Source organism: Nonomuraea sp. NPDC050478 (assembly GCF_044458265.1).
Lineage (GTDB): Bacteria > Actinomycetota > Actinomycetes > Streptosporangiales > Streptosporangiaceae > Nonomuraea > Nonomuraea ferruginea.
The window spans coordinates 243795-268567 of sequence record NZ_JBITHT010000010.1; the positions used below are offsets into that span (position 1 = coordinate 243795).

The 24773-nt window shown below is 65.4% G+C and carries 18 protein-coding genes; 7 read left to right on the top strand and 11 right to left on the bottom strand.

The genetic code is table 11. The features are described from left to right. Positions 1-186: 186 nt before the first annotated feature. Positions 187-780 carry a carboxymuconolactone decarboxylase family protein gene (locus tag ACIBF7_RS40270; RefSeq protein ID WP_397199461.1) on the bottom strand — a complete coding sequence of 198 codons (594 nt, stop codon included), beginning with the start codon at positions 778-780 and terminating at the stop codon, positions 187-189. A gap of 173 nt (positions 781-953) precedes the next feature. Between ACIBF7_RS40270 and ACIBF7_RS40275 the strand changes: the two genes are divergently transcribed. Next, positions 954-1934, top strand: a complete 981-nt coding sequence (locus tag ACIBF7_RS40275; protein ID WP_397199462.1) for a hypothetical protein — start codon at positions 954-956, stop codon at positions 1932-1934. 39 nt (positions 1935-1973) lie between these two features. Here ACIBF7_RS40275 and ACIBF7_RS40280 read toward each other — a convergent pair whose 3' ends face one another. Next, on the bottom strand, positions 1974-2612 hold the full coding sequence (locus tag ACIBF7_RS40280; RefSeq protein WP_397199463.1) for a hypothetical protein: 639 nt from the start codon (positions 2610-2612) through the stop codon (positions 1974-1976). A 176-nt stretch (positions 2613-2788) separates the two neighbouring features. Here ACIBF7_RS40280 and ACIBF7_RS40285 point away from each other — a divergent pair, with 176 nt between their 5' ends. Both ACIBF7_RS40285 and ACIBF7_RS40290 read left to right on the top strand, forming a co-directional pair. Next, the gene (locus ACIBF7_RS40285; protein WP_397199464.1) at positions 2789-3115 is read left to right on the top strand and encodes a PadR family transcriptional regulator; all 327 of its coding nucleotides are present in this window, start codon (positions 2789-2791) and stop codon (positions 3113-3115) included. Then, positions 3112-4065, top strand: a complete 954-nt coding sequence (locus ACIBF7_RS40290) for an HD domain-containing protein (protein WP_397199465.1) — start codon at positions 3112-3114, stop codon at positions 4063-4065. The genes ACIBF7_RS40285 and ACIBF7_RS40290 overlap by 4 nt, the downstream gene beginning before the upstream one ends. Before the next feature lie 64 nt (positions 4066-4129). Here ACIBF7_RS40290 and ACIBF7_RS40295 read toward each other — a convergent pair whose 3' ends face one another. The 3 genes from ACIBF7_RS40295 to ACIBF7_RS40305 all read right to left on the bottom strand — a co-directional run bounded on the left by ACIBF7_RS40295 (position 4130) and on the right by ACIBF7_RS40305 (position 7003). Beyond that, complete coding sequence (locus ACIBF7_RS40295; RefSeq protein WP_219545921.1) at positions 4130-4525, bottom strand: hypothetical protein; 396 nt, start codon at positions 4523-4525, stop codon at positions 4130-4132. Between the two features lie 187 nt (positions 4526-4712). Beyond that, positions 4713-6773 carry a hypothetical protein gene (locus ACIBF7_RS40300; protein ID WP_397199466.1) on the bottom strand — a complete coding sequence of 687 codons (2061 nt, stop codon included), beginning with the start codon at positions 6771-6773 and terminating at the stop codon, positions 4713-4715. Next, positions 6770-7003 carry a hypothetical protein gene (locus ACIBF7_RS40305; RefSeq protein WP_148028993.1) on the bottom strand — a complete coding sequence of 78 codons (234 nt, stop codon included), beginning with the start codon at positions 7001-7003 and terminating at the stop codon, positions 6770-6772. The genes ACIBF7_RS40300 and ACIBF7_RS40305 overlap by 4 nt, the downstream gene beginning before the upstream one ends. 367 nt (positions 7004-7370) lie before the next feature. On the opposite strand from ACIBF7_RS40305, the gene ACIBF7_RS40310 reads away from it, so the two are divergent. Continuing rightward, positions 7371-9209, top strand: coding sequence for a DNA/RNA helicase domain-containing protein (locus ACIBF7_RS40310; RefSeq protein ID WP_397199467.1), 1839 nt, complete (start codon positions 7371-7373; stop codon positions 9207-9209). A gap of 9 nt (positions 9210-9218) precedes the next feature. Here the strand turns inward: ACIBF7_RS40310 and ACIBF7_RS40315 are convergent, their stop codons facing one another. The 6 genes from ACIBF7_RS40315 to ACIBF7_RS40340 form a co-directional block, all read right to left on the bottom strand. Continuing rightward, positions 9219-10307, bottom strand: coding sequence for a radical SAM protein (locus tag ACIBF7_RS40315; RefSeq protein WP_397199468.1), 1089 nt, complete (start codon positions 10305-10307; stop codon positions 9219-9221). Between the two features lie 153 nt (positions 10308-10460). Beyond that, positions 10461-10577 carry an ALQxL family class IV lanthipeptide gene (locus tag ACIBF7_RS40320; RefSeq protein WP_397199469.1) on the bottom strand — a complete coding sequence of 39 codons (117 nt, stop codon included), beginning with the start codon at positions 10575-10577 and terminating at the stop codon, positions 10461-10463. Between the two features lie 93 nt (positions 10578-10670). Next, the gene (locus ACIBF7_RS40325) at positions 10671-12476 is read right to left on the bottom strand and encodes an alpha/beta hydrolase family protein (protein ID WP_397199470.1); all 1806 of its coding nucleotides are present in this window, start codon (positions 12474-12476) and stop codon (positions 10671-10673) included. Then, positions 12473-15277 carry a class IV lanthionine synthetase LanL gene (gene lanL, locus ACIBF7_RS40330; RefSeq protein WP_397199471.1) on the bottom strand — a complete coding sequence of 935 codons (2805 nt, stop codon included), beginning with the start codon at positions 15275-15277 and terminating at the stop codon, positions 12473-12475. The genes ACIBF7_RS40325 and lanL overlap by 4 nt, the downstream gene beginning before the upstream one ends. 344 nt (positions 15278-15621) lie before the next feature. Further along, positions 15622-16104: a transposase family protein gene (locus ACIBF7_RS40335; RefSeq protein ID WP_397199472.1), complete on the bottom strand. Its 483-nt coding sequence runs from the start codon at positions 16102-16104 to the stop codon at positions 15622-15624. A 421-nt stretch (positions 16105-16525) separates the two neighbouring features. Then, complete coding sequence (locus ACIBF7_RS40340; RefSeq protein WP_397199473.1) at positions 16526-16906, bottom strand: hypothetical protein; 381 nt, start codon at positions 16904-16906, stop codon at positions 16526-16528. A 1381-nt stretch (positions 16907-18287) separates the two neighbouring features. Between ACIBF7_RS40340 and ACIBF7_RS40345 the strand changes: the two genes are divergently transcribed. The 3 genes from ACIBF7_RS40345 to ACIBF7_RS40355 are packed head-to-tail and all read left to right on the top strand — an operon-like array spanning position 18288 to position 24768. After that, a complete protein-coding gene (locus ACIBF7_RS40345) occupies positions 18288-21731 on the top strand; it encodes a DEAD/DEAH box helicase family protein (protein WP_397199474.1) in 3444 nt (1147 codons plus the stop codon). Then, positions 21728-23266: a restriction endonuclease subunit S gene (locus tag ACIBF7_RS40350; protein WP_397199475.1), complete on the top strand. Its 1539-nt coding sequence runs from the start codon at positions 21728-21730 to the stop codon at positions 23264-23266. Before ACIBF7_RS40345 ends, ACIBF7_RS40350 begins: the two co-directional genes overlap by 4 nt. Beyond that, positions 23263-24768, top strand: coding sequence for an N-6 DNA methylase (locus ACIBF7_RS40355; protein WP_397199476.1), 1506 nt, complete (start codon positions 23263-23265; stop codon positions 24766-24768). Before ACIBF7_RS40350 ends, ACIBF7_RS40355 begins: the two co-directional genes overlap by 4 nt. Positions 24769-24773: the final 5 nt, after the last annotated feature.

The window sequence follows — 24773 nt, forward strand, 5'->3', positions numbered from 1 at the left end:
GTGGGTGTCAAGAAGAGCGGGCGGGACTCCGTGAGACCGGAGGCCCGCCCGTGTCTGCGGTTGGAACCGCTGGTCAAGATCGAGTGCCACCGGCAGGATTCGAACCGGCGTGAGCCGCGGCTGAGGGCGCGCGGCTGCTCATGGGCGAGTCTGGCGGATGAAGACCTGCGGCTGAGAAGCCACAGGTCAGACTGGCTGATCCTCGATCGGGCGGCCGAAGGTGACGGCCTCCCGCACGGATTGCGGCGCCGTGTCGCGGAGGGCGGCGTCGGGACGTGCGCCGAGCGCGTCGTTGACGGTAGAGAACGCGATGCGCAGTGCCACGAAGACGGTGACCGCGAAGATCTGACCGTCGTCGTACCCCGCTTCCCGCAGCGCGAGCACGTCCGTCTGGCCGATCCCGTTGGGATCGCGTGCCACCTTCCGCGCCCAGCGCGCCAGCGCTCGCTCCCGGGGCGTCAATCCGTCGTCGTCGCCCCGCAGCACTCCCGACGCCACACGGGCGTCGGCGGCCTCGGCCAGCTTGTTTCCCCAGGCCAGCGAGCAGTACGAGTCCCCCATGGCCGAGGCGCAGGCGGTCACCAGGATGCCGCGGGTGCGCAGGTCGAGCCCGCCTGCCTCGACGCACTGCCGTAGCAGGTCGAACAGTCCCGCGATGGTGTCCGGCTGGTGGGCCCACAGCCTGGTGAGGTTCATGACATAGCCGCACTCGGCCAGGTCATCGTCGAACAGCCGCCGTACCTCCGAAGTCATCTCCGGAGGTTGGAGGAATCCGCTCATGAAGTTCTCTCCCTTCCGTAGGAAGAGTCGTCGAGCGTGCTTGCCAAACGCTTGCGAACCGCTCATAGCCGAAGAGGGCTCGGCATGCCAGCGGTGGGTGAGCCGGTGGGCAGGATCAACTAAGGTGCCCGTTCATGCACGGAATCCGAAGGATGCCGTCTATCCTCACGCTCGTGCGGAAAACGAGCGTGGCGCTGATGGCGCTGCTGGTCCTGACCGGTTGTACGCAGCAGGCTGGTGAAGACGGGCTGCTGGACGCGATGGCCAGCGTCTCGGGGGAGGGACCCGCCGCGGCGTACTTCGAATACGGCGAGCCGGCCTGGTGGCGTGACCTCGGCGTCGATGCCGGCTCCGGCGGGGATCGCCGCTGGCTTCCCGCGGCGGTCTCAGGTCTCGGAAGCCTGGGCGCCGCTTGGCAGACCCTGCCACAGGCCACCGGCATGGCTCCCGCGACCGGCACCCGGGCGATCTCGATCGGCGTGCCTCCGCAGCAGGCGTTCCGGTTCGACGGCGACGTCGACTCGGACGCCGTACGGACGAAGCTGACCGCTCTCGGCGCCAAGCCTCGCACCATGGGCGGCCACGAAGGGCTCTCCTTCTCCCCTGGAGCCGAGATAGACCTGTCCCGTCTGATCGTTCCCGGGCTGACCAACCAGCTCAACCAGGTCGTGGTCACCGACTCCCTGGCAGCGGCGGCCTCCACCCCCGGCCCGCTGGAGGCCGTCCTGGGCGGGGAGCGTACTCTGGCCGACAACCCCGCGCATGCCGCCGTGGCCGCCTGCCTCGGCGACGTCGCCGCCGCCACGATCATGGCCCCGTCTCCTCCCGGCGCGGTCACACTGTACGGCGTCGGGCTGCGCCGCCCGGCCAGCCTGGACGACCGGCCGGTCAACGTCATCTGCGTGCTGCCGTCAGCACCCGCCGCCGCCGACGTCGAACGCGCGCTGACAACCCGCCTCACCCCTGAGGGAAAGATGCGGGACGGCGGGACCTTCGGAACGTACGCCCCAGAGATCGCACACGATCGGATCACCTCGGACGATCATGTGGTGCTGAGAGCCGTCCTCACGCTGAGCGGCACCAAGACCGTGATGTTCGCCAACCAGATGCTGGTTCGGAACGAGCTCCAGGGCCTGATCAACTCATCACGTTGATCCATTGCGTCGCCTATGTCAGCATGCGCACCTGTAATGTTAGTTGGGCTTGGGAGTACATTCATGTAGTTCGCCGTAGCGTTTGCGGGCAATGGTGAGCAATTGCGTCAAGTCGCTCACCGGGTCACGCCCTTTCGTCACTTCCGACAGATCAACGCTGATCCATGGTCGTTCGTCCCCGCATCGAAACAACATCATCGTGTAGTACGGCCTGGTGCGCGGCAACCGAGCGGTATAAGCGATGAGCCCGGCGCCGAGGTCCTCTGGGAGTGCAGCCAGTTGACGCTTGCCGAAGTTCTCGCGTGCGATGTCCAAGACGCCGTCACCATCTCTTACCGACCACACGAGCGAGAGTCGGTCATAATCATTGCGAAGCGCGCATTGCCCATGAGTCGTGGGCACACCAGTCTTGCGCTCCTCAACTGTCACAGTAAGGCCAGTGATCGCCCGGACTGCCTGCTGGGGGAGGAAGTCACACCAGTAGGGTGAGGAGTCGACGACAGGACTGGTCGAATCTTTGGCCTCTGGACCGGGCGACGGCGGCGAAGTGGCATCGGTACAGCCGGCGGCCAGTGCAAATAACAGTGTCAGGCCGGCGACGGTGCTGCGGGACTGTCGGGCAGCTCGAAACGGCATGTCAGTATCCAGTGATGTTGAGGTTGTCGTGCGTATGGTCACGGGCCGTGTGCACGGTGTTCGCCAACTCGTTGGAGCTGCTTTCTATGATGGAATGCCGATGTGCCCATTCCATGGATGGAATCCATGTCCGGTGGGTGCCCTGGGAACGGCGGGTCAGACTGGTATCACCGCTGAAGTAATGTCGCGCTCCGTACTCGATATTTAGAGTTCGATACATGGCTGAGAGCCCTCGGATGACCTTGCCGACGATGCTGGTGCTGCAAGTGCTGCTCTCCGATCCGGCCAAGCGCCGTTATGGCCTGGAACTGTGCGAGAAGACCAAGCAGCATCCCGGTACGGTCTACCCGATCCTGGCGAGGCTGGAGCGTGAATTCGGCTGGCTTGAGCGGCACGAGGAATCTCCGGCCGAGCACCTGACCGAAGGCCGCCGTGCCCGCCACTACTACCTGCTGACCGACAAAGGCGCGGTGAAGGCGCGCGCTGCGCTCGATCGGGCTGAGCGGTCGCGCATGGCCGTGAGCTTCCGGACGGCGACGTCATGACTCACCCGGTAACCCCGCTGTCGACCGAGCTGAGCGCCGGATTCACGGCCGTGGAACTCGGCAGGATCCAGCGCGCTTACGAACTTGCCGCCCATATCCATGCGGGCCAGGTGCGCAAGAGCGGCGATCCGTACATCACCCATCCGGTCGCTGTCGCGGAAATCGTCGGCGAGGTGGGTCTGGACTGCGACAGCGTTTGCGCCGCTCTGCTCCACGACGTGATCACGGACACAGAATGCACCTCCGCGCGGCTCCGCGCCGAGTTCGGTGACGAGATCACCGGCCTGGTCCAGGGTATGAGCGACCTCGACCGCCAGTACGATCAAGCCGCCATCGACGGCGCTGACGATCGCGTCCTCACGCTGAAAGTGCTCGATCGACTGCACAACATGCGGACACTTCAGCCCTTGCCTCTGGCCAAGCGACAGCGCAAGAGCCGGGAAACAGTGGATCTCGTAGCACCGGCCGCAAGACGTCTCGGCCTGCAGGCTATTGCGGATGAACTCGAAACGATCGCTCGTCAACACCTACCGAGTGACACCGGCCTGGCGGGCCGCGTTCTCGCCCTCGCGTCGATGATCCTCCCTGCGGCGTTCAGAGCGAGCTATCGGAAGGAATGGCTCGGCGATCTTGAACAGTTACGGGGCCGCCGGGCTCGTGCATGGTTCGCGGTCGGGCTCCTGTATGGCATGCCCGCCCTCGCCTTGGCCTTACGCCGCTCGCCAGGGCGGACATCGAAGACCTGGCTGTTGGCGGTGTCACACTGGATACTGCGCTCAAATTCCCGCACATGGGCCCCGCTGGCCCTGTTCTTGGGTTGGGTGGTCATGGAAATCGCACGGAACAGTCTCGGTGACGCAATCGTGGCCCTGATAACCGTGCCTCCAGTTTTCCACGCCGGTGTCGGATACCTTCGCGCGAAGTTGGGTCTCAGCACATCGGACGAGTAGCCTCCGCATTGTGTTCCTAAGCTGGTTGGACTGTTCTACGCGTCTGGTCGGCCAGTGTCCTGCACTACATCGCTTCGGGGCTGCATCGATGTATTTCGCCAAATCGGTCGCGCGCTATGCGGAGCAACGCGACCAGGTCTGCGACCACGTTCCGGCCCTTGGCCACCTCTGAGAAGTCGATGCCCATCCAGGGTCTTTTGTCGCCGCATCGGAACAGTATGAAGGCGACGTAAGGGCCTGTCCTGGGCTCGCCCTCAGTGTAGGCAATCAACCCTTTTCCGAGGTCAGGCGGTAGGTCTGCCAGTCGCCGGCGACCGAAGTTCTCCTGTGCGAGGTCAAGCGCGTTATCGCCCCCACGGATCGACCAGTTGAGGGAGAAGCGGGTGTACTCATTCCTCAGCAAGCATCCACCATGGGTGGTCGGCACGCCGTCTTTGTTCTCCTCCAGCGGTATGGACAAGCCGCTGATCAGGCGGACTGCCTGCTGCGGGATGACATCACACCAGTAAGGACCTGAAGCACTCACCGGGCGTAGGTCCGCCGTCGCCGGGGGCGGAGATGGGGGACCGCTCTGCTTACTGCAGCCGGATGTCAGGGCCAGCGCGAGCAGGGTGCCGAGGATCGTGGCCAGAGTACGTGTAGACATATCAGTAGTTCCGGTCGATGCCGAGGTTCTCGTGAACATCCACACCGGCACTGTTGTCCATCGCCTCTTTCACGGTTTGCAGATCACTCTCGATCTTGGCGTGCCAGCGTGCCCACTTGATGAATTGATCGAACATGGCCGGGTCCGCCACGATCTCGTCGAGCGGCTTGAGAGCAGGAGGCTGGCCGTCTGTGGCGAATATCTTTCCTTTGAGATCCGCTCGGGCCTCGGTGTTCCATCGGCCGTGTGCGATCCTGGCGCTGAGCATCATTGTCTCAATCATCGACATGGTCATCGTGCGATCGTTGCTCGCCTGCTGCATGGCCGACCCCGTGGTCATACCGTCCCGCAGCATCCGGTCAACCAATAACGCCGAGAGCTTCTCGAACGCCATCGGGGTGAGCTTCTCATGCGCCTTGTCGCCGAAGAACCCGAAGCGAGTGGCGAATTTCCCCGCCGGTCCGGTCAGCTCGCTCAGCACACTGTTGATCATTCCTTTCATCTCCTCTTTGACCTGCTCATCAGTCTTGGCTTGGGCCAACAAGTACAGTCGCCGGGTCTCCAGGATGTGGCCCATGAAGCGCGCCTCAGGAATGAGTACGTCCTCTATCTGCTCCCCGCCGTCCCGCCGGTAGGACTCGTGGACCATGCTCAGCATCCGTTGGACCTCGGCCTCCACCAAGGATTTCGTGGCAGCTGCGTCGGATCCCACGAAGGCCAGCAGCCGATCCATCTCAGCATGATTGATGCCTTTCAGATCTGGCTTGCGTTCATCGAAAACGGTGAAAACCTTGTCGATGTGCGCGGCCATGACTGATCCGATCGGGCCGGCCAGGAATGACAGTCGCTTCAGCTTCTCTGTGTCGGTGATCTGAAGCTTGCCGTCGCCGCCACGTCCGAAGACGCCATCGAGTTCGTTCTTGAGAATGATGAGCGCCTCGTTCGTGTGTTTGAGCGACTCCTTGTCCTTGCTGCTCAACGCCGTGCGCAGCAGCCCTGCGAACGGGGCGTGGTTCCCCGTCTTGTTGAAGCCGTCCAGTCGGTCGGTGAGCAGGTACGCCATGATCGACTTGTTCCAGCCCTTCGGGGTGTGGAAGAGCAATGCCTGCGCGGCCGGCAGCGAATACTGGGCCGCCTGGGCCAGGTCATCGATGACGCTCGCTTTGATCGGCTCTCCCGGCTGCCCCATCCGCGGCCCACCTGGCTGCATGGAGTCGCTGATGCCGAGCACCGTGGCCAGGTCCATGCTGTTGGCGTAAGGAGTTCGCGAGTCGGACAGCTCCTTCTGATGCATGATGGCGTCCCTGCCGACCACTTCCATGAACCGCTCGGAGAAGGGCGGCTTGCCGTCGCTGGCTCTCCATATCAGCGCCTGAGCCTGGTAGCCGACGTAGGTCACTTCGAGCGCCTTGTGCTCGGCCCGCCCTTCCTCGACCAACTGATACAGGAAGGCCTCTCCCATGAACGCCTCGTCTTTTGGGTTGGTCCCCTTCGCCAGCGTGGTGGCCAGCAGTTTCATGACCTGCTGGACTTGTTTCACCTGTTGCGGATCACGCGTGGAATTGACATTGGCGCGCACCTGCAGGCCCAGCGCGGCCGGAAGTTCGGTGATGCCCTTGGCTCCCAGCTTGGCGAGGAAGGTCTTGACGAACTCCGGATCGTTCACCCTTCCCGCGTACTTCTGAAGCTCCGCCATCGCCTTGCGGTCACCGCGGCCGGCGGCGGCCGCCGCCTTGGCAGCCAGTGTGCCGTCGAGCTGTCCTTGGGCCTGGCGGAGCGAGTCCGGCACCGCGATAAGGGATCCCGTCGCTACGGACGTTCCAAGGGTGATCTTGTGCCGCTCGATCTCACGGACGATGCGCTGCCGTTTGCGAAGATCATCTGCTTCCTGGCCGACCTGTGTCGCGAGCTTTCTGATTCGTTCCGCGGGGGTGGTGTCGAGCCCTGCGCTCGTGAGCTCTCCGTATAACAGGGAGGCCAGCTTTTCCATTTGCGCGGCGGCTGCGGTGTGACGGGTGACAAGCATGTCGAACTCCGGCAGCTTGACTCCGCTGAAGCTCATCTCGTCTTCACCAGCTCATCCCTGGCCATGGCGACGGCCTGGGCGAGCATCGCATGCAGTTCCCGCTGAGAGTTGTGCACCGACTGATCGAATCGGCTGCCGGTCGGCCCCACCCAGGCGTCGGCTTCCATGAGCTGGCAGGAAGCGTGCAGAGCCCACCAGTTGTCGTCGGACAGCTTCTGAATGCGTTGCACCGCTGCCTGCATGAGCTCGCGATCAGGACCAGGCATGCCGATCTCCTCGTACAGCTGTCAAGGGCCCCAACTGACGATAACCCCGCACGGGCCAATTGCCCCGGTAACCAACTTTCTTGTGATTCCTCCCAATGCGTTGACCCAGGAAGCGAACGCCATACGTACAAGTAGGCCGTCGCACACCATCCGGCAAGGCTGGTTCCGCGTCGAAGCCCAGGCGATGCCGCTCAGCGAACCCCACGGCCCGACGAAGATCCAGGTAATCTTCTGGACGTATCGGTGATGCGGCCCGACGGGCTTCCGCCTCGGTAGCGGACACGCCCCCATACCGCACGAGTCTTTCGTGCTGCCTGGGGGTACATCCGTGGCCGTTTTCCGGCATTCGGCGGAAAGCCTGGTCCAGTTGGTTTCTGAGTCGGTGCCCGAGCGCGTCCTCAGCGAGGTGATCGCTGAGAACCTGCGGGCGACCCAGGGCATCAATCCGGGCAAGGGGGAGCGCAGGTCCTGGGACCGGAGCATCCCGATCCTGGCGCGAGATCTGGTCGAAGCCGGGCTGGGCGGCGTCGAGATGCTCATCGAGTACCAACTGCCGTTAACCAGCAAGCGCGCGGACGTCATCCTCGCCGGACGTGACCGGCGCACGGGGGCCGACTCCTACCTGATCGTCGAGCTCAAGCAGTGGAGCCAGGCCGAGCTGTACGAGGACGACGCTGAGCTCGTCCTGGTGTCAGGCATGGGCAACCGGCCCAAGCTCCACCCGGTCGTGCAGGTGCGTGGCTACTGCGAATACCTGGCTGACTTCGTCGGAGCCCTGGACCAGCACAGGAACGCGGTGCGTGGGGTGGCCTACCTGCACAACGCCAACGACCTGGACATCCACGATCTCTACAACCACGTCGAGGACGAACGTACCCGGCTCTTCAGCAAGACGCGCCGCGGTCAGTTCGTCGACTACCTCAAGGCGCAGTTCGCGCCCGAGCCGGGAGCCGCCGCGGCGGATCGCCTGCTCTCCAGCTCCATCCGGCCGTCCAAGCAGCTGCTCAAGGCCGCTGCCGGGGAGATCAAGAACCGTGACCAGTTCGTCCTGCTGGCCGAGCAGCGCCTGGCCTTCGAGATGGTCATGCACGCGATGGAGAAGGCCCGTGCGGGCAATTCCAAGCAGGTCGTGATCATCACCGGCGGGCCCGGCTCCGGCAAGAGCGTCATCGCGCTGTCCCTGCTCGGCGAGGTCTCCGAGCGTGGATACTCGGTCCTGCACGCCACCGGTTCACGCTCCTTCACCGAGACGATGAGGCGGGTCGTCGCCAAGGGGTCGACCCGGATGAAGGCCATGTTCAAGTACTTCAACAACTTCATGGCCGCCAAGCCGAACGATCTGGATGTCCTCATCTGCGACGAGGCGCACCGTATTCGCGAGACCTCGGAAAACAGGTTCACCAAAGCGGCTCAGCGCACGGGCCGGCCACAGGTGGACGAACTCATCAACGCGGCGAGAGTGCCGGTCTTCCTGCTGGACGAGCATCAGGTCGTACGGCCGGGCGAGATGGGACGCGTGGCCGACATCACCGCCTACGCTCAATCCCTGGGCCTTGCCGTGCACCAGGTCGATCTGGACGCGCAGTTCCGCTGCGGCGGGAGCCGCAAGTACGAGGAGTGGGTGCTACGCCTGCTGGGCCTGGACGGCGAGGCTCCAGAAGTGTGGAAGGGCGACGACCACTTCGCCGTCTCCCTCACCGAGTCCCCGTACGAGCTGGAGGCCCAGCTACGGGCCCGGCTCGCGGCCGGGTTCTCGGCACGGATCACAGCAGGATTCTGCTGGCCCTGGAGCAGCCCCAACGACGATGACAGCCTGGTCGCCGACGTGCGCATCGGTGACTGGGCGCGACCGTGGAACGTCAAGGGCGACAGAGCTGTGGGGAACGCACCGGCCAGCGCCTTGTGGGCCTCCGCACCGGGCGGCTTCGAACAGGTGGGGTGCGTCTACACGGCGCAGGGCTTCGAGTACGACTGGAACGGCGTGATCTTCGGCCCGGATCTCGTCTACCGTGACGGCAGGCTGGTCACCGTACGCAGCGCCAGCAAGGACCCGGCGCTGACGCGTAAGGGCGTCAGCGACGAACAGGCGGACCAGTTGATCCGCAACACCTACAAGGTGCTGCTCACCCGCGGCATGATGGGCACCGCCGTGTACTCGGTCGATCCCGAGACGCAGGAGTTCCTCTCGGGGCTGGTCACCATGTGAGGCGCTTGTTCAAAGCTGGTGGCCAGAGGCAGGGCCGGCCATTGACGCGATGTGCCTTCGGCCACTCGTCCGGTCGTCCAAGGTGTACAGCGGGCGGCGGTCGATGCGCCGGCGGACCTCGTCCGTGCCGAAGTGGTAGTCGATGCGCCGGGTCGCCTCGGCCCAGTCCTCCATCGAGCGGACCGCCGACAGGGTCTCCACCACGAACGGGTCGCTCCATCTTTCCTTGACGCGCTCCCACAGGGTGTCGGCGTCCTCGGTGAGGAGGTTGCCGACGGTGCCCTCGTAGATCGGCATCGCGCGGACCTCGCCGTCCGGCTCCACCTGCAGCATGGGGAAGCCGTGCCGCTGCACGAGGTCCGGGTGCATCATCAAGATCATGTTGTTCGACGTCATGAGCTGCACCGAGCGGGGGGCGAGGGAACGCAGCCGTTCGACGTGCTCGCGGCTCACCAGGGTGCGCAGTTGGCCGAAGTCCAGCAGCTCGTGTTCGGCGAATTCCTTCCTGCTCGCGAGACCGGACGGCACCGCGGCGGCGAAGGTGAGGAAACGCAGGTGAGGGAACCGGGGCGCGACCGCGCGGCAGAACTCCTCCAGCTCATCGAGGTTGGACCGCACAACCGCGTAGTCGACCCCGAACTCGACCGGATCGGCACCGCGCCCCCCGGAGACCTCGTCCAGGATGGCCAGCGTACGCATCGCCCGCTCGAACGAACCGGCCCGTCCGCGGATCCGGTCGTGCACCCCTGCGCTCGCCCCGTCGACGCTCACGGTGATCCGGGAGAAGACCTGGGACGCCTCTTCGGCCCACCGACGGTCGAAGGTCCATCCGCCGGTGTAGAGGTTGACCGCCACCCCCGCTCCGCTGATCCGCTCGGCGACCTCCAGGAGGTCTCTGACCAGCAGCGGCTCGCCACCCGCGAACTCCACCGCCTGCGGGCGCAGAGAGACGATCGCGTCGGCGGCCCTGAGCATCTCGTCACGGTTCAGCTGCCGCGCCGGGCGTCTGCCGGACTCGGAGTAGCAGTGCACGCAGCGCAGAGGGCAGGCGTACGTGATGTCCCAGATGACGTCGCTGGGCTCCTGTGGGGTGCTCATGGCGTGGTCCTTTCCTCGTCGCCTGACGCGGCGTTTCTCAGGGTTCGATGAACGGTGGTCCCGTTCCGGGACGACGAACTGTCCAGGAACGGGACCACCTCCGGTGCTCAGTCCCGATCAGGGCCGAGCACGCTGGTCACGACCGCCGCCTCGTCAGGAGGTGAAGGTGGCGTAGCAGGTCCAGTCGCACAGCCAGGTCATGACACAGGGGTACAGTTCCGACTCCTGGTCGGCGGGCAGCATGTCCAGGGCGTCGATGTTGAGCTCCATCGTGTTTCCTTTCCCTAACCGTTGTGCCGCTCGTTTCGAGACGGCCTGTCCACCGGCCTCGTCACAACGACGAGGCCGGAGCCTGTGGGCCTGCTAGGCGGGCACGGACGTGCCCTGGTGCAGGATTCGAGTGGCTCTTTCGCTCAGGAAGTCGATGAGACGGTCGGCGACCAGGTGTCCCTCGCTGGAGACCAGCGGGTCGTGGCCGGCTCCGGGGATCTCCAGGTAGACCGGTGCCACCGGGTGGGCGGCCGCCAGCAGCCGGCTGTGCAGCCGCCGGGAGTGGGCGACCGGGATGACCGGGTCCTGCTCACCGTGCACGATCATGATCGGCAGCCGCATGCGATCCGCCAGCCGGGCCAGGTCGCGCGGGCCGAGCTCGTCGTCGAGCTCCACCCGGCCGCCGAGGCGGTCGAGCAGCGCGCGTACGCTGGGCGGCCCGTCCCGGTACAGCTCCCCGCCGGACAGGAAGGGGGCGATGACGGCGGCTCTGGCCCACAGGTCCGGCTCCGCGGCGACGGCGAGCAGAGCCAGGTAGGCGCCGTAGCTGATGCCGTACAGCATGGGCCGCCGCCGACCCGGGCCACGGGCGTCGGCCAGCGTGCGCCCGAGATGAAGAATGTCCGCGAGGTCCGGGCCGCCCCACGCGCCGCGGATGGCGTCGCGGTGCGCGGCGCCGTAGCCGGTGCTCCCTCGCTGATTGGGCGCGACCACCGCCATGCCCGCCGCGGCCATCCGCTGGAACAACGGCTCGAAACCGAAGTGCCAGGCGGCCTCCGGGCCACCGTGCAACGCCAGGACCACCCGCTCGCTCGCCACCGGATCGCCGTACACGATGGCCTCGACCGGCCCTGGATAGTCCACCGTTCGCGCGGATGTCCAGCGTCCCGGCTGCTCCTCGGCGGTTGCCCGTACCCGGGACCGGAGCGGATCGGGCAGGGTGACCACGCTGAGCGGGCGGTCCGGCGTGGTGTGCAACAGGTGCAGTCCGCCGGTGGTCCAGCGGGCCGTGGGCTGCAAGGTCCCGGCCGGCAGCTCCGCCTCGACGGTGGTGTCCGCGACGAGATCGTGCAGCAGCAGGTGGGAGCGGCTCCGGCGGGCGGCCGACAGGGCCAGGCACCGTCCGCCGGGATCCAGGGCCAAGGGGGTGACGCTGCCCTCGATGCGGTTCAGTCGCTCGGGGAACACCGTCGACGCCGGGTCGTCGCGGTGCCGTACACCGAGACGGAACGCGCCGTCCCGCCGTGCCACGGTGAGAAGCACTCCGGTACGAGGTGCGGCCATGAGCAGGTGTTCGCCGTCCGCCACTCCTTCGAGCGGCGCCGAGAGACCGGTGGCGAGGTCGAGCACGAACGTGCCACCTGCCCCCGGCTCGGGACGGGCCAGTGCCAGACGCCGGCCGTCCGCGTCGAGCCAGACTCCGCCGCCGGCCGGGCCGGTCAGCTCGGCGACCGGCTCGGGAGGTTCGGCATGCCCTGACACCCGCCACACCTTGGTACGGCGGTCTTCGTCGTTCTCGAACAGCAGGGCGGCGGTGCCCGGCGCGATGCCACCGACGAGCCCGAGCCCCGGGCCGCGCGAGGCGAACAGTTCGTGCTCCTCGGCCGGCGCGCCGTCCGTCCCGGGGACGGCGAGCAGCAGCCGCGCGGACTGCTTGCCGTGGCGGCAGAGCAGCACACCGACGTCCCCTGCGGGCAGCGGGAAGGTCCAGGAGTCCTCACCGTCCCTGGTGGGCAGCAGGCGTGGCCGTGGCACGGGGCCGGTGAGGTCCCACAACTCCGGCATGAGCCGGGCGCGGCCATGGGCGGCCAGGCAGGCGGCGTACTCCCCAGTGGCGGAGAACCGGAAGTTGATCCGTCTGAGCTCCGCGGGCAGGCCGGTGGTGGCCATAGGGGTCATGACGCCCTCCCGGAGGCGGCCGCGAACGCCTCGCGAGCGGAGGCCGTACCGATCGCGGCGTCGGCCATCCATGGGCGGGGCCCACCGTGGCGCAGCCGCCACAGGAAGGCGAGCACGCCGGCCAGCCCGGTGTTCCAGCCGAACGTCACCTCAAGGCCGTTCTCGTCGGGCACCACGAGCAGCCCGTCGCGCATCGTGGCGCGCGCCCACACCATGCTCGCCAGCTCCCCGGCCTGCTCGCGGTAGACCGGCTCGCCGGTCAGATCCGCCATGTCCAGCAGGAACTGCCCGTCCCCGGCCAGTCCGTGACAGGCAGCGGTGCCGGAGCGCAGCCGGTGGCCGTGCACGGCGACGGCGGCGGCCCGCGCCACCTCCACCGCGCGCCGGTCACCGGTGGCCGCGTGCAGGCGTACCAGGAACGTCCCGATCCCCGAGGATCCGTTGCACCAGTGGGTCAGCTTCGCCCCGCCGCGCGGGCCCTCCGCCCACAAGGCGGCCGCGCCCTGGTGGTCGGCCGCGTCCATGAGGGTACGACCGGCCAAGGCGGCGGTTTCCAGGCAGTCCTCGCGTCCGAGCGCGACGCCGGCCGCCAGCAGGTACGCGCCGATCCCGGCGACGCCGTGGGCGAACCCGTAGTGCACCACCCCCGCCAGCGCGGAGTCGAAATCGCGCGGGATGGGCCACAGCACCGTGTCGGGAGTACGTTGGGCGACCTTGAGCAGTTCGTCGGCGCATCCGCTCGCCCGGTCGCGGAGCCTCGTGTCACCGGTGGCGCTCCACAGGTGCAACAGCGCCATCCCCGTCCCGGCCAGGCCATGGCAGATGTCGGGGTTCGGCCAGCTGACCGGCAGTTCGAGCGCGAGGCCGAGACCCGCCGAGCGCACATCGTGGTCGTCGAGCGCCCTGCCCGCCTCGTACAGGGCCCAGGCCATGCCCGCCCGGCCGAAATACAGCCCCGGTGACGGGCGATGCTCACCCGCGAGACGGCCGATCATCCATCCGGCGCCGTCGCGCAGCCCCGTCGTCAGCGGGACGCGCAGCTCCTGCGGCAGGCTCGCGGCATGGGGCCCTACCACGGAGGCCATCAGGTGGAGCACGCCGGCCGCACCGTATTGGACGCCCCAGGGATCGGCGCCGACGCCGTACCCGGCGCCGACGGGCCACAGCCGCGCTTCCGGCCCTGTCCCGCCGTCCGGGGGCTCTGCGGACATGCTGCGCCAGGTGTACGCCAGCCCGTCGTGCAGCAACCGGTCCTGCTCGGCGGTGCCGAGCCGGTGCCGGCCTCCCGCCACGGCGGGCGACCGCGGGCCCAGATCGGACAGGAATGCGCGGACCCTGGCGAGATCCCACCGCCGGGCAGGATCCTCCGCCATCAGACCCAGGATCAGGGGAGCGAGCTCAGTGGCCAGGGGATCGCCTGATACGGCCACCTCGACCAGCGTACGGACCCGGGAGTCCCACGATCTGGCCTGCTCTCCCTCGTCGGGCGCCAACATCGGCTGGCATGCGGTCACCAGGTAGAACACGGTCGCGCCCAGCGCGTACAGGTCCACTTCGACGCCGGGGCAGGGCCCATGGGCGGGGGCCCGCTCCTGCTCCGGGGGAGCGTACCCACGGGTGCGGGCCCGCCCGACCGGAGTGCCGGGCACCGCTGCGGTCTCCAGGTCGATCAGCCGGACGTCGCCGTCCTCGGTGACGATGACGTTGTTCGGGGTCAGGTCGCGCACGATGTAGCCCTGCTCGTGCACAGTCGTGACCTGGTCGACGAGCCGCCTCACCAGACACAGCACTGTCTCGCGCCGGCGCTCGCCCGCCCAGGCGGTGAGCACGGTCCCCTCGACGCGCTCCTGCACCAGGAACAGGCTGTCGTCCTTGTCGAAGAGCGCCACCCTGCGCGCGGTGATGCCCAGCGGCCCGAACAGGCCGAGCATCCGCCACTCGTGACGTAAGTTGTCGCGCTCGTCGCGTCCGCTCATCTTGGCGCCCATGTGCGGCCTGGCCTGCTTGACGATCACGTTCCCGCCGGTGTCACGGTCCTCGGCCAGGAACACCCCGCCCTTGGCGCTGTGCCGGACGGCCTGGCGCACCACGAACCGGTCGGCGAGCAGCACGGCCTCCGGCGCGGCCGACCGGACCGGAGCTTCGCCCGACTCGAAGGGGCAGGACGCCCACGGCGGTGGTGAGTACCAGGGGTTGCGCTTGTCGGTCACCAGCGTGCCGTCGGGAGCCGTCAGCCGGGAGGCGTAGGAGCCGTCGTTGTCCAGCACGAGAGGCGCCGAGAACACCCCGTAGCGGTAGTGGACCAGGCTGCCCGGCTTATAGACACGATCGGACAGGATGCGCGGCCCGGGCAGACCCATGGTGGCCTCGTGCAGTTCCTCGGCGATCACGGTCGCGGCCCGGTCGTCGGGCGGATAGACGGTGACGAACTTGCCCACCGCCCCGCGATCCTGCTCCCTGGACACCAGATTGGACAGTTCGGCCAGCGTCGCCGCGAACTTGAAAGGGCAACGGCGCCGAGCCAGCACCTCCACCACGCGGGCGAGCACCACGGGAGCCGACAGCGGCGTCGCCGATACGTGCAGCTTCCAGCCCTGCGCCTGGCGTGTTACGCCGTCCGGCGTCACGTACATCCACGGCCGGCGATGACGGAACTCCCAAGTGGCGGCGCCCTCCTCGCCGTCCACCGCCGCCAGGTCCGCTCGTGCCAAGGCCGCTCTGGCGATGTCCTCCAGCACGTGCCGATCGACGTCGACCTCGTCTTCACGCGCCTTGCGCCCGTCCATGCCGTACCCCCACATGCGTCATCCCTTGGCGAAGCCGCCGGACGATAAGCGGGGCGGGCGTCGGCGTTAATCCGCCGGCCCACCGCAGATATCGACAGGTACGCCCCGATGTCTGACCGGCTTCAGGTATAGGTACGGCGACTTGGAACTGTCTTGGAGATGAATGGCGTCGGCGGCGAGTTTTTTGGCAGTCAGTTGCAAGTGTCGTCCAACCGGTAAACACCGACGAATCCGTGAATGCCCAGGTCAGAGCCATTCGACATCAACAGCCTGCGACGGGATGTGGGCGGTGAGTTATCAAACTTGTTCACAAGTCGCTCTAAGTGACGTTCCAGTCGGTTCCTAGTGTCATTGAGGTATTACATGGAGTGATTGCGGCCGGAGGCGTTCATCGAAAGGCGGATGCTGTGCTCGCATTTCAGGCGAAGAGCCTCGGGATTCGCTCTGGGACACAAATGTCTGTAGGCGCCTTCACGTACATGGATCGCGGTACAGAGGTTGAGGTTCCTCGGCGTGATTGCGTGCCTTTCGGCCGGTCGGTGACCATCCCGGCCGGGAACCTGCTCGGCGAAGGTGCGCTTGGCCCAGGCGGTGTTGTCGCAGAAGAAGCGACGGACCTGTACCTGACCCAGCACCTCCTGCCCGGCCACCGGCAGATCCGGCAGGCGCCGCTCATAACGGCTGTGAACCCGCACCGACTCCCATCCGCAGGCAGGACATTCACCCTTCGGCTCCGTCGTCGCGGCCTTCACCTGCACGGTCACGCCTATCCGATGCACCCGCTCGACACGAACGGCGGCAAGATGCGGAAACACGACCGCCAACAGCTGCGTGATCGACACAGAGCAGCGTCCCGACACCTGCACCGGCCCGCATCCGGTTCAACATGATCGTGATCTCGAAGTGCGGCCGATCACGTGGGCCGGGAGCGAAGGCCCGCACGGCTGTGCAGTGGAGTGGAGCGCGAGCTGCCGCCGCTACGGCACTCATTGCTTCCTGGGAAGCCTGTGGGCACTCAGGCGTGCAGTCAGCAGAGCCCTGGGGGTGAGGTGAGGCGGCAGCACTCTTCCCCCGAGCACCCTCGGCTTGGCCTCCGGGGCGAAATGGGGCGGCGGTGACGGTTCGGATCCGTCCATCCCCATCGACTTTCTGGCGGCCGGAGCCTCCGGCCACAGGGCTCCGCCACAGGCGGAAGTGGTTCCGTGCTCGCGACGGATTAAATGCGTCCCCTTCTACGTCGGTCGCAGCCCATCCCGGCCGGGTTCACGGTGATCCCTTCGGCAGCGAGGACCAGTACTCCAGTACTTGAACAATGTCATCGATGCCTGTGACGCCCAAGAATGTGAATATGGACGCCGCCATACCAGACAACACGGTCCAATATGTCCCCCAAGACATTCTCCCTCGCAGTGCTTCGATGCGAAAGATCTCTGCGATCCGAGTGGAAAGAATGCAAGGAGCCACAAATAGCCCCAAAGCAAATATGCCCTGCTCAACCGACACTTTCTCCCTATGGGCAAGTCGGGCGTATTGCACGTATTTTGTCACCAGGACCACCCCGACGATAGCCCCTAGGATCATCCAGATCACATCCAGGACATCGTTTTTGCTTTCATCTATATTTTCGCCGGCGCCATCCGCCATGCGCCCACTCCCCGTTTCAAATTGATCAAGCTGCGAAGCCTTCCGTCGCGGGTACGTCGCACAGCAAGCGGCGTACGTCGAGCACTAGGCCCACAGCCAGGGCGGCGACGACCTGGTCCATGAGTGCCGGTAGCTGCTGATCTTCCGGCCGCCAGATGAGACCCCCTCTAATGAGATCTTGTTTCCATGCCCGTCATTCTGGCCCCATGTGCGTGGATCGCGCAGGGATTCCGTCGATGTGAACACGGAGACCGGTATCGGTGCCGGGCGGGCTGTTCGGTCACCTGTGCGTGCGCGCCGACGACCTCCGTACGGCATGTCGCTTCGGAAGCGAGTCCACCCCGTCGATGCCAGTGCCGATCTCCGGTGGAGGCGGTCCGTGACTCCGGCGTCGCCGACGAGATCGACATTGAACGGCTCGGACCGTCGGGCCAGACTTGTGCTGGCCGCAGGGTTCCTGGCCTGCGTCGTGCTCGGCATCTGGTCGAAGGCCTGGGGCGGCGCCCCCGAAAGAATTGAGAGGGGCGACGGAATCAACAAGGTCCTACGGCTGCATACGGGTGCTTTCGGCGGCCTATGAAGGATCAGGAACGCAAAAGACCTGCGGCTGAAAAACCGCAGGTCAACGGGCGAAAACCCTGGCCGAAGAGAGTGCCCCGGCAGGATTCGAACCTGCGGCACTCGCTTTAGGAGAGTGGTGGCTACTCGGCCTGAAAAGGCTGCTTGAGCTGGGAAAATGGACTAATAAGACATGTGAGCTAAGCAAGATCATCCCGTGTATGTCCCCAGGACATGGCTGGTGGCCGACGTTGCTGTCAGCATTGCCGTCACAGATACCACCATGCCCAGTGCCGCGGCCCGACGAAGGAGGGCCTTGGCGGCGATCGCCTCAGCCCGTGATATGGGTGCCGAAGTCTGCGATCGTCACGGCCTCAGCCCCGTTGTGACGGGGTTGTCAGGCTCTCCGCGCCGCGCCGACGCTTATCGCGGGCTTCTTGGCCTGCGTAGGCGTCGAGATGGTTGGCATGCCCATCGCCTCGCTTGTGTCGTCTTGCCTCAATGCCATGGCTTCAGCGTTCGCGCAGTGTTCTCGCCTTTTCGGTCCAACCGTAATGCTTGACTGTTGAGCACTCTAATGGATGTCTCTATACGTACCGTGCACGAAGTACTTCATTGCGTTAGGGAAATTGGGTGTGTCAAACTTAATGCGCCTTATCGGTAGACCAAGATGGAGGTATGGGATAGCCTGCAAGGCTCTGTTGATCAGGAATGAGGCGGACAGGTAGGGCACTGGATGAGCACGCATATCGAGGAATTGGCGCAGCGGTCGCCGAACTTCGGGTTCCTGCTTACTCATGAGCCGATGCTCGTTTTGGATGGTGTGTCTGCTGAGTCGCATGTCTACACCGACCCTGACGCCGCCATGTACAAGGCTCGGCGCTTTACGGAGATCCTCGCCAAGCTACTGGTCCGGCTCACCAACACCACGGTCCCGCATGACGACCAGAAGGGCCGCATCCACGCCCTGAGCAGGGCCGGAGTGCTGGTCCCCAATATCCGTCAGGCGTTCGACCAGGTACGCAGCGCTGGGAACCAGGCTGTCCATACTCACTACGGGGACGTCCGCGCCGCCCTCCGCTCCGTGAAACTCTGCTTTGAGCTGGGAGTCTGGTTCCATCGGGCGCTACGTCCCGGCGATGCGCGAATGTTTGCGTTCGTGCCCCCGGCCGAGCCGGAAGCGGCCCAGGCGGCGAACGCGGCCGAGCAGGCTCAGCTCGACCAGCTCCGCGCCGAACTGACCGCTCACCGTGAGCGGCTGGCTGAGGCGCTGGTGACTCGGGAGGAGAAAGCTACCCTGCTGGAGGCCGAAGCGCGGGCGCGTGCTGAGGCTCAGCAAGCTCTGGAGCGGGCGACCGCGGACCGGAACCGGTTGCAGACCCTTGTCGAGCAGATGGACGCGCGTCTGGTCGAGATGGAGGCCGAGTTCGCCCGGAGCCTCCAGAAGATCAAGAAGCCGTCCGCGGTTGAGCGGGACAACCTCATCGCGCGGGCCGTCCACGTCGCCCGGCAGCCTCGCACCGAGAAGGAGGTCCGCGAGGAGGTCGACCGGATGCTTGCCGCGTCCGGCTGGCTGGTCCAGGACGCCGACAAGGTGAACCTGTATGCGGGCCAGGGTGTGGCCATCCGCGAGGCGTACACCGCCAGCGGCCCGGCGGACTACCTACTCTACGTCGACCGGCAGCTGGTCGGTGTCGTGGAGGCAAAGCGTGAGGGTACGGCGCTGCGCGCGGTCGAGAACCAGTCGGCCCGGTACGCCGAGAGGCTGACCGCGTCCCAGCAGCTCCAGGCCTGGCGGATGCCGCTGCCGTTCCGCTACGAGACGACCGCGACCGAGACCCACTTCACCAACACGCTCGACCCCAACTCCCGCTCCCGCGAGGTCTTCTCCTTCCACCGGCCCGAGACGCTGGCCCGGTGGATGCGCGCGGCCGGGGACGACGAGGCGGCGCCGACTCTCCGGGCCAAGCTCCACCGGGGCCTGCCGGAACTGGGTGAGAAGGGGCTGCGCCCGGCGCAGGTGCGCGCCGTACGGGGGCTGGAGGCGTCGCTGGGGCGGAACGCGCCGCGATCTCTCATCCAGATGGCGACCGGGGCGGGCAAGACTTACACCGCCGTCACCTCCTCCTACCGGCTGCTCCAGCACGCTGGAGCGTTCCGGATCCTCTTCCTGGTGGACCGGAACAACCTGGGAAAGCAGGCGCTGACCGAGTTCACCAACTACGTCACGCCCGACGACGGTCGCAAGTTTAGCGACCTGTTCAACGTGCAGCGGCTGGCCGGCGCCGACATGCTCGAATCGTCCAAGGTCGTGATCTCTACGGTCCAGCGGCTCTACGCCATGCTCAAGGGCAAGGAGGTCCCGTCCGCGGACACCGAGGACGAGGCGCTCGACTCCTACGACGTCGACGAGGTGGTGGGGGTCGAGTACAACCCGAAGATCCCGCCGGAGACCTTCGACCTCATCATCGTGGACGAGTGCCACCGCTCTATCTACGGCCAGTGGCGCGCGGTCCTGGAGTATTTCGACGCGTTCCTCGTCGGACTGACCGCGACCCCGGTCGCGCAGACCTTCGGGTTCTTCCACCAGAACCTGGTCAGTGAGTACACCTACACCGAGGCGGTCGCCGACAACGTCAACGTCGACTTCAACGTCTACCGGATCCGCACCGAGATCGGGGAGAACGGCGCGGTCATCCCCGAGGGCATCGTCGTGCCCAAGCTCGACCGAAAGACCCGGGCGCAGCGCTACGAGGAGCTGGACGACGACTACACCTACACCGGCCGCCAACTCGGCCGGAAGGTCGTGAGCAAGGGCCAGCTCAAGCTCGTCCTGGAGTCCTTCCGCGACCGGCTGTTCACCGAGATCTTCCCCCGGCAGCCCGGACAGCCCGAGCGGAAGTACGTGCCCAAGACACTCGTCTTCGCCGTGGACGAGAACCACGCCGAGGAAATCGTCGGCATGGTCCGCCAGATCTTCGACCGGGGCAACGAGTTCTGCCAGAAGATCACATACACGGCGAAGAATCCCGACAAGCTCATCGCGGCCTTCCGTAACAGCCCGGAGCTGCGGATCGCCGTCACCGTCAACATGATCGCCACAGGGACCGACATCAAACCCCTGGAATGCGTCTTCTTCCTCAACGAGGTGAAGAGCTGGGCGATGTTCGAGCAGATGAAGGGGCGCGGCGCCCGCAGCATCGACCCGAACGAGCTGCACGCCGTCACCCCCGACGTCGCATCCAAGGACCGTTTCGTGCTGGTCGACGCGGTCGGCGTGACCGACTCCGAGCGGGTGGACGCCTCCCCGCTGGAGAAGCACACCGAGAAGCAGATCAGCCTGGAGCGGCTGCTGAAGAAGGCCGGCACGCTCAGCCTGACCCTGGCGGAGACCTCCACGCTTGCCTCCCGCCTCGCCCGCCTCAACAAGCAGATCACTCCCGAGGAGCGTGGCGAGCTGGAACACCTCGCCGGGCAGCCGCTGGCCGACGTGGTGCGGAGTCTGTCTCGGTGTAACGACCCCGACGTGCTGGAGGAAGCCCGGCAAACCGGCAGGGGCTGGGAACGCCGCCTGGTGGAAGTGGCCGTTGAACCGCTGGCCGACCCGGAGTTTCGGCAGCGGCTGCTCGACATCCGCCGCGCCCACGACATCGTGTACGACGAGGTCAACCAGGACAGCCTGATCGAAGCACGAGGTGTGGACCGCGGTGAAACCGCCGAGCGCATCGTCACTTCCTGGGCCGACTATGTCCGGGAGCATCGCGACGAGTTGACCGCTCTTGAGATCGCCTACCGCAACGGAGCCTATGGGCGCGAGGTGTACCGGCAGCTCAAGGAGCTCTCCTCACAGCTGGCCCGCCCGCCGTACCAGTGGACCCCCAACCGGCTCTGGGAGGCGTACGAGCAGGTGGGCAAGGCCGCCGCTGCCCCGGGGGTAGGGCACGGCGTGGGAGATCTGATCCAGCTCATTCGCTTTGAGTTGGGCCTGATCGACGGGCAGCCCCGGCCGCATCAGAGCGTTGTCGAGGAGCGCTTCGCCAACTGGCTCGCCCGCCAGGAGCAAGCGGGGGCCTGCTTCACGGATGATCAGGTCTGGTGGCTGGAGCGAATTCGCGATGTGGTCGCGATCAGCGCGGCTTTCGACCACAATGACTTGGAGCAAGTACCGTTCACCGAGCGTGGCGGCACCGACGGCTTCCTTCACGCCTTTGGTGACGATCGCGCCGAAGTCATCCTTCACGATCTGAATCGGGACCTCACCGCATGACAGACCTACCCTCTGGCTGGGTTCGGACCACCTTGGGTGAGCTTGGCTTTTATCTCAACGGACGCGGCTTTAGAAAGACGGAGTGGTCAGATTCCGGCCGCCCTATTATTCGAATTCAGAACCTAACAGGCTCGGGAGGTGATTTCAACCATTATGATGGAGATCTGGAAGATCGCTATATTGTTCGTCCTGGCGATCTACTGATCTCCTGGGCGGCGACACTGGGTGCGTTTATTTGGCATGGACCAGAAGGTGCATTGAATCAGCATATATTCAAGGTAGATTCATTCATTGATAAGCGCTTCCATTATTATTTGGTTCAGTATCAGCTCGATGAGCTCTATCGCCATACCCACGGATCGGGGATGGTGCACGTAACGAAAGGTCGCTTCGACTCTCTGCCGGTACTCCTTCCGCCCATGAAAGAACAGCAGCGTATCGTTGCTGCCCTCGAAGACCACCTCTCTCGCCTCGACGCAGGACGCAATTATTGCCTGAACGCACAGCGTCAGATTTCTTCATTTTCTGCCGCCTTGCGTACAGCTGCTGTCGAAGGCCGCCTGGTTCAAGCAGTTCCCTGCCAGGAAGACCTAAAGGCGCAATTCGATGAGGTGCGGAGACTCCGTTGGCATAAAGCTTTTGGCGATCGGCGGTACAAGGAGCCGGTCAAACCTGACCTTGAACTGCAGCCTGCCATCCCTGCTGAGTGGGCAGTGCTCAGCCTCGAAGCCGCAACGGATCCTGTGCGCGTAATTCGATATGGAATCCTAATGCCCAAAACAAAGGAGGGCGGAACGGTTCCATATGTTGAGGTGAAGGATCTTGCGGGTGAGACACTTGCCAAGAAGGTGCTGCATAAGACGAGCCGCGAACTCGACGAGAAATTTGCCGGGGCCCGCCTAGCGCCTGGCGACGTCGTACTAGCCGTCCGAGGTTCATACGAGAGATCTGCAGTGGTTCCCGCCTCTTTGGTGGGGGCGAATATTAGCCGTGACGTGGTGCGAATCGCTCCGCTTCCCGGTCTGCATCCCGAATACCTTCAATGCTATCTTCAGAGCTCCTTTGTGAAGCGATATCTCCGACGCCATGCACGAGGTGTCGCGGTTAAGGGCGTGAACACCGCAGCGATTCGAGCACTCCCGGTCGTGGTGCCGCCGCTCGATATTCAAGAGGACATTGTTGGTGCTGTATCGCAACAACTCTCAGTGAAGGGGAAACTTGCGGACGAGGTCGTTCGAGCCACTGTGCGGGCGGATCATCTGAGACGATCCCTGCTCGCCGAGGCCTTCGCGGGTCGGCTTGTAGCGCAAGATTCGACCGATGAACCAGCTTCATCGCTGCTCGAGCGGATCAAAATGGAGCGCGCCGCTGTACAGGTTCCCACACGCCGCGGCCCCCGTAGTCGGCAGAAGGTAGCCGAGCCTGTGAACGAAAGCTGGCCGCGACCAGAAGCCGCAATGAGACCAATCATCGATATCCCTGACCCTTCGCCCACGCCGCTGAAGGGCACACCCGTACAGGAGACGCTGCTGTGAGCGCGGTGGACACGCGACGACTGGTCGCGAAGCTGTGGAACTATTGCGACGTTCTCCGTGACGACGGCGTCTCCACGATTGACTACGTCGAGCAACTCACCTACCTGCTGTTTCTAAAGATGGCGCACGAGCGGGCAAATCGGAGACTCAATCCGGACACCGCGCTCGCCGGAGTGGCCGCAAGGTGGCAGGCTCTGCTTGATGCCGAGGCTCAGGACCTTGAGAAGGTCTACCGCGAGACGCTGGAGCATCTCGCCAAGCAGCCCGGCACGCTTGGGGTGATCTATCGCAAGGCGCAGAACCGGATCCAGGATCCGGCAAAGTTGAAGCGGCTCATCGTCGACCTGATTGGCAAGGAGAACTGGTCAAGCCAGGGAACTGACGTCAAGGGCGATGCCTATGAGGAGCTGCTCGCCAAGGGCGCCGAAGACGTCAAGACCGGCGCTGGCCAGTACTTCACCCCGCGCGCTCTTATCGCGGCGATGGTTGACTGCGTCCAGCCAGGGCCAGACGACACGGTCGCCGACCCGGCCTGCGGCACCGGCGGCTTCCTGCTGGCCGCGCACGACTACATCGTCGGGCACTACGGCTCATCGCTCAAGCCTGAGCAGCGTGACCGGTTGGCCTCTGGTGCGATTAGCGGGATCGAGCTGGTGGATGGCACGGCCAGGCTCGCAGCGATGAACATGATCGTGCACGGGATCGGCAGACCGAACGGCGCCTCTCTGATCGAGGTTCGTGACGCCCTGGCCGAACCTCCCGCCCGGTACCCGAGCGTGGTGCTGGCCAATCCGCCGTTCGGCAAGAAGTCTTCAATCACTGTGATTGGTGAAGATGGCCGGGCGGACAAGGAGGCGATCTCCTACAACCGGCAGGACTTCTGGACCACCACCACCAACAAGCAGCTCAACTTCGTCCAGCACATCGCCTCGATGCTCGCGATTCCCGGCAGGGCTGCGGTGGTCGTCCCCGACAACATCCTGTTTGAGGGCGGGGCGGGTGAGACCGTACGCAAGCGCCTGCTCAAACAGTTCGACGTTCACACACTGCTGCGGCTGCCGACCGGCATCTTCTACGCCGGCGGGGTCAAGGCCAATGTGTTGTTCTTCGACAAGAAGGAAGCCCGACCCGGCCAGGCGTGGACGGAGACGCTGTGGGTCTATGACTTCCGCGTCGGCCAGCACTTCACGCTCAAGCAGAACCCGCTCCGTCGCGAGCACCTGGACGACTTCGTCAAGTGCTACCGGCCGGGGGAGCCACGTGCGAACCGGATTGAGACGGAGCGGTTCCGACCGTTCGGCTATGACGAGCTGATTTCCCGGGACAAGGTCAACCTCGACATCACCTGGCTGAAGGATCCCGCCCTGGAGGACGCCGACTCGCTGCTGCCTCCCGAGGTGATCGCCCAGGAGATCGTGGAGGATCTGGAGGCCGCGCTCAGCGAGTTCGCCGCGATCGCTGAGGCGTTGCAGGTGGCGCGAGCAAAGTCGGCCGAGTCGTAGGCGTC

What these genes read in the sequence shown, in the direction of transcription:
- ACIBF7_RS40300 (WP_397199466.1), bottom strand. Translation starts at nt 6,773, where the DNA reads ATGAGCTTCAGCGGAGTCAAGCTGCCGGAGTTCGACATGCTTGTCACC.
- ACIBF7_RS40290 (WP_397199465.1), top strand. Translation starts at nt 3,112, where the DNA reads ATGACTCACCCGGTAACCCCGCTGTCGACCGAGCTGAGCGCCGGATTC.
- ACIBF7_RS40305 (WP_148028993.1), bottom strand. Translation starts at nt 7,003, where the DNA reads ATGCCTGGTCCTGATCGCGAGCTCATGCAGGCAGCGGTGCAACGCATT.
- ACIBF7_RS40325 (WP_397199470.1), bottom strand. Translation starts at nt 12,476, where the DNA reads ATGACCCCTATGGCCACCACCGGCCTGCCCGCGGAGCTCAGACGGATC.
- ACIBF7_RS40270 (WP_397199461.1), bottom strand. Translation starts at nt 780, where the DNA reads ATGAGCGGATTCCTCCAACCTCCGGAGATGACTTCGGAGGTACGGCGG.
- ACIBF7_RS40320 (WP_397199469.1), bottom strand. Translation starts at nt 10,577, where the DNA reads ATGGAGCTCAACATCGACGCCCTGGACATGCTGCCCGCCGACCAGGAG.
- ACIBF7_RS40285 (WP_397199464.1), top strand. Translation starts at nt 2,789, where the DNA reads ATGGCTGAGAGCCCTCGGATGACCTTGCCGACGATGCTGGTGCTGCAA.
- ACIBF7_RS40315 (WP_397199468.1), bottom strand. Translation starts at nt 10,307, where the DNA reads ATGAGCACCCCACAGGAGCCCAGCGACGTCATCTGGGACATCACGTAC.
- ACIBF7_RS40350 (WP_397199475.1), top strand. Translation starts at nt 21,728, where the DNA reads ATGACAGACCTACCCTCTGGCTGGGTTCGGACCACCTTGGGTGAGCTT.
- lanL (WP_397199471.1), bottom strand. Translation starts at nt 15,277, where the DNA reads ATGTGGGGGTACGGCATGGACGGGCGCAAGGCGCGTGAAGACGAGGTC.
- ACIBF7_RS40340 (WP_397199473.1), bottom strand. Translation starts at nt 16,906, where the DNA reads ATGGCGGATGGCGCCGGCGAAAATATAGATGAAAGCAAAAACGATGTC.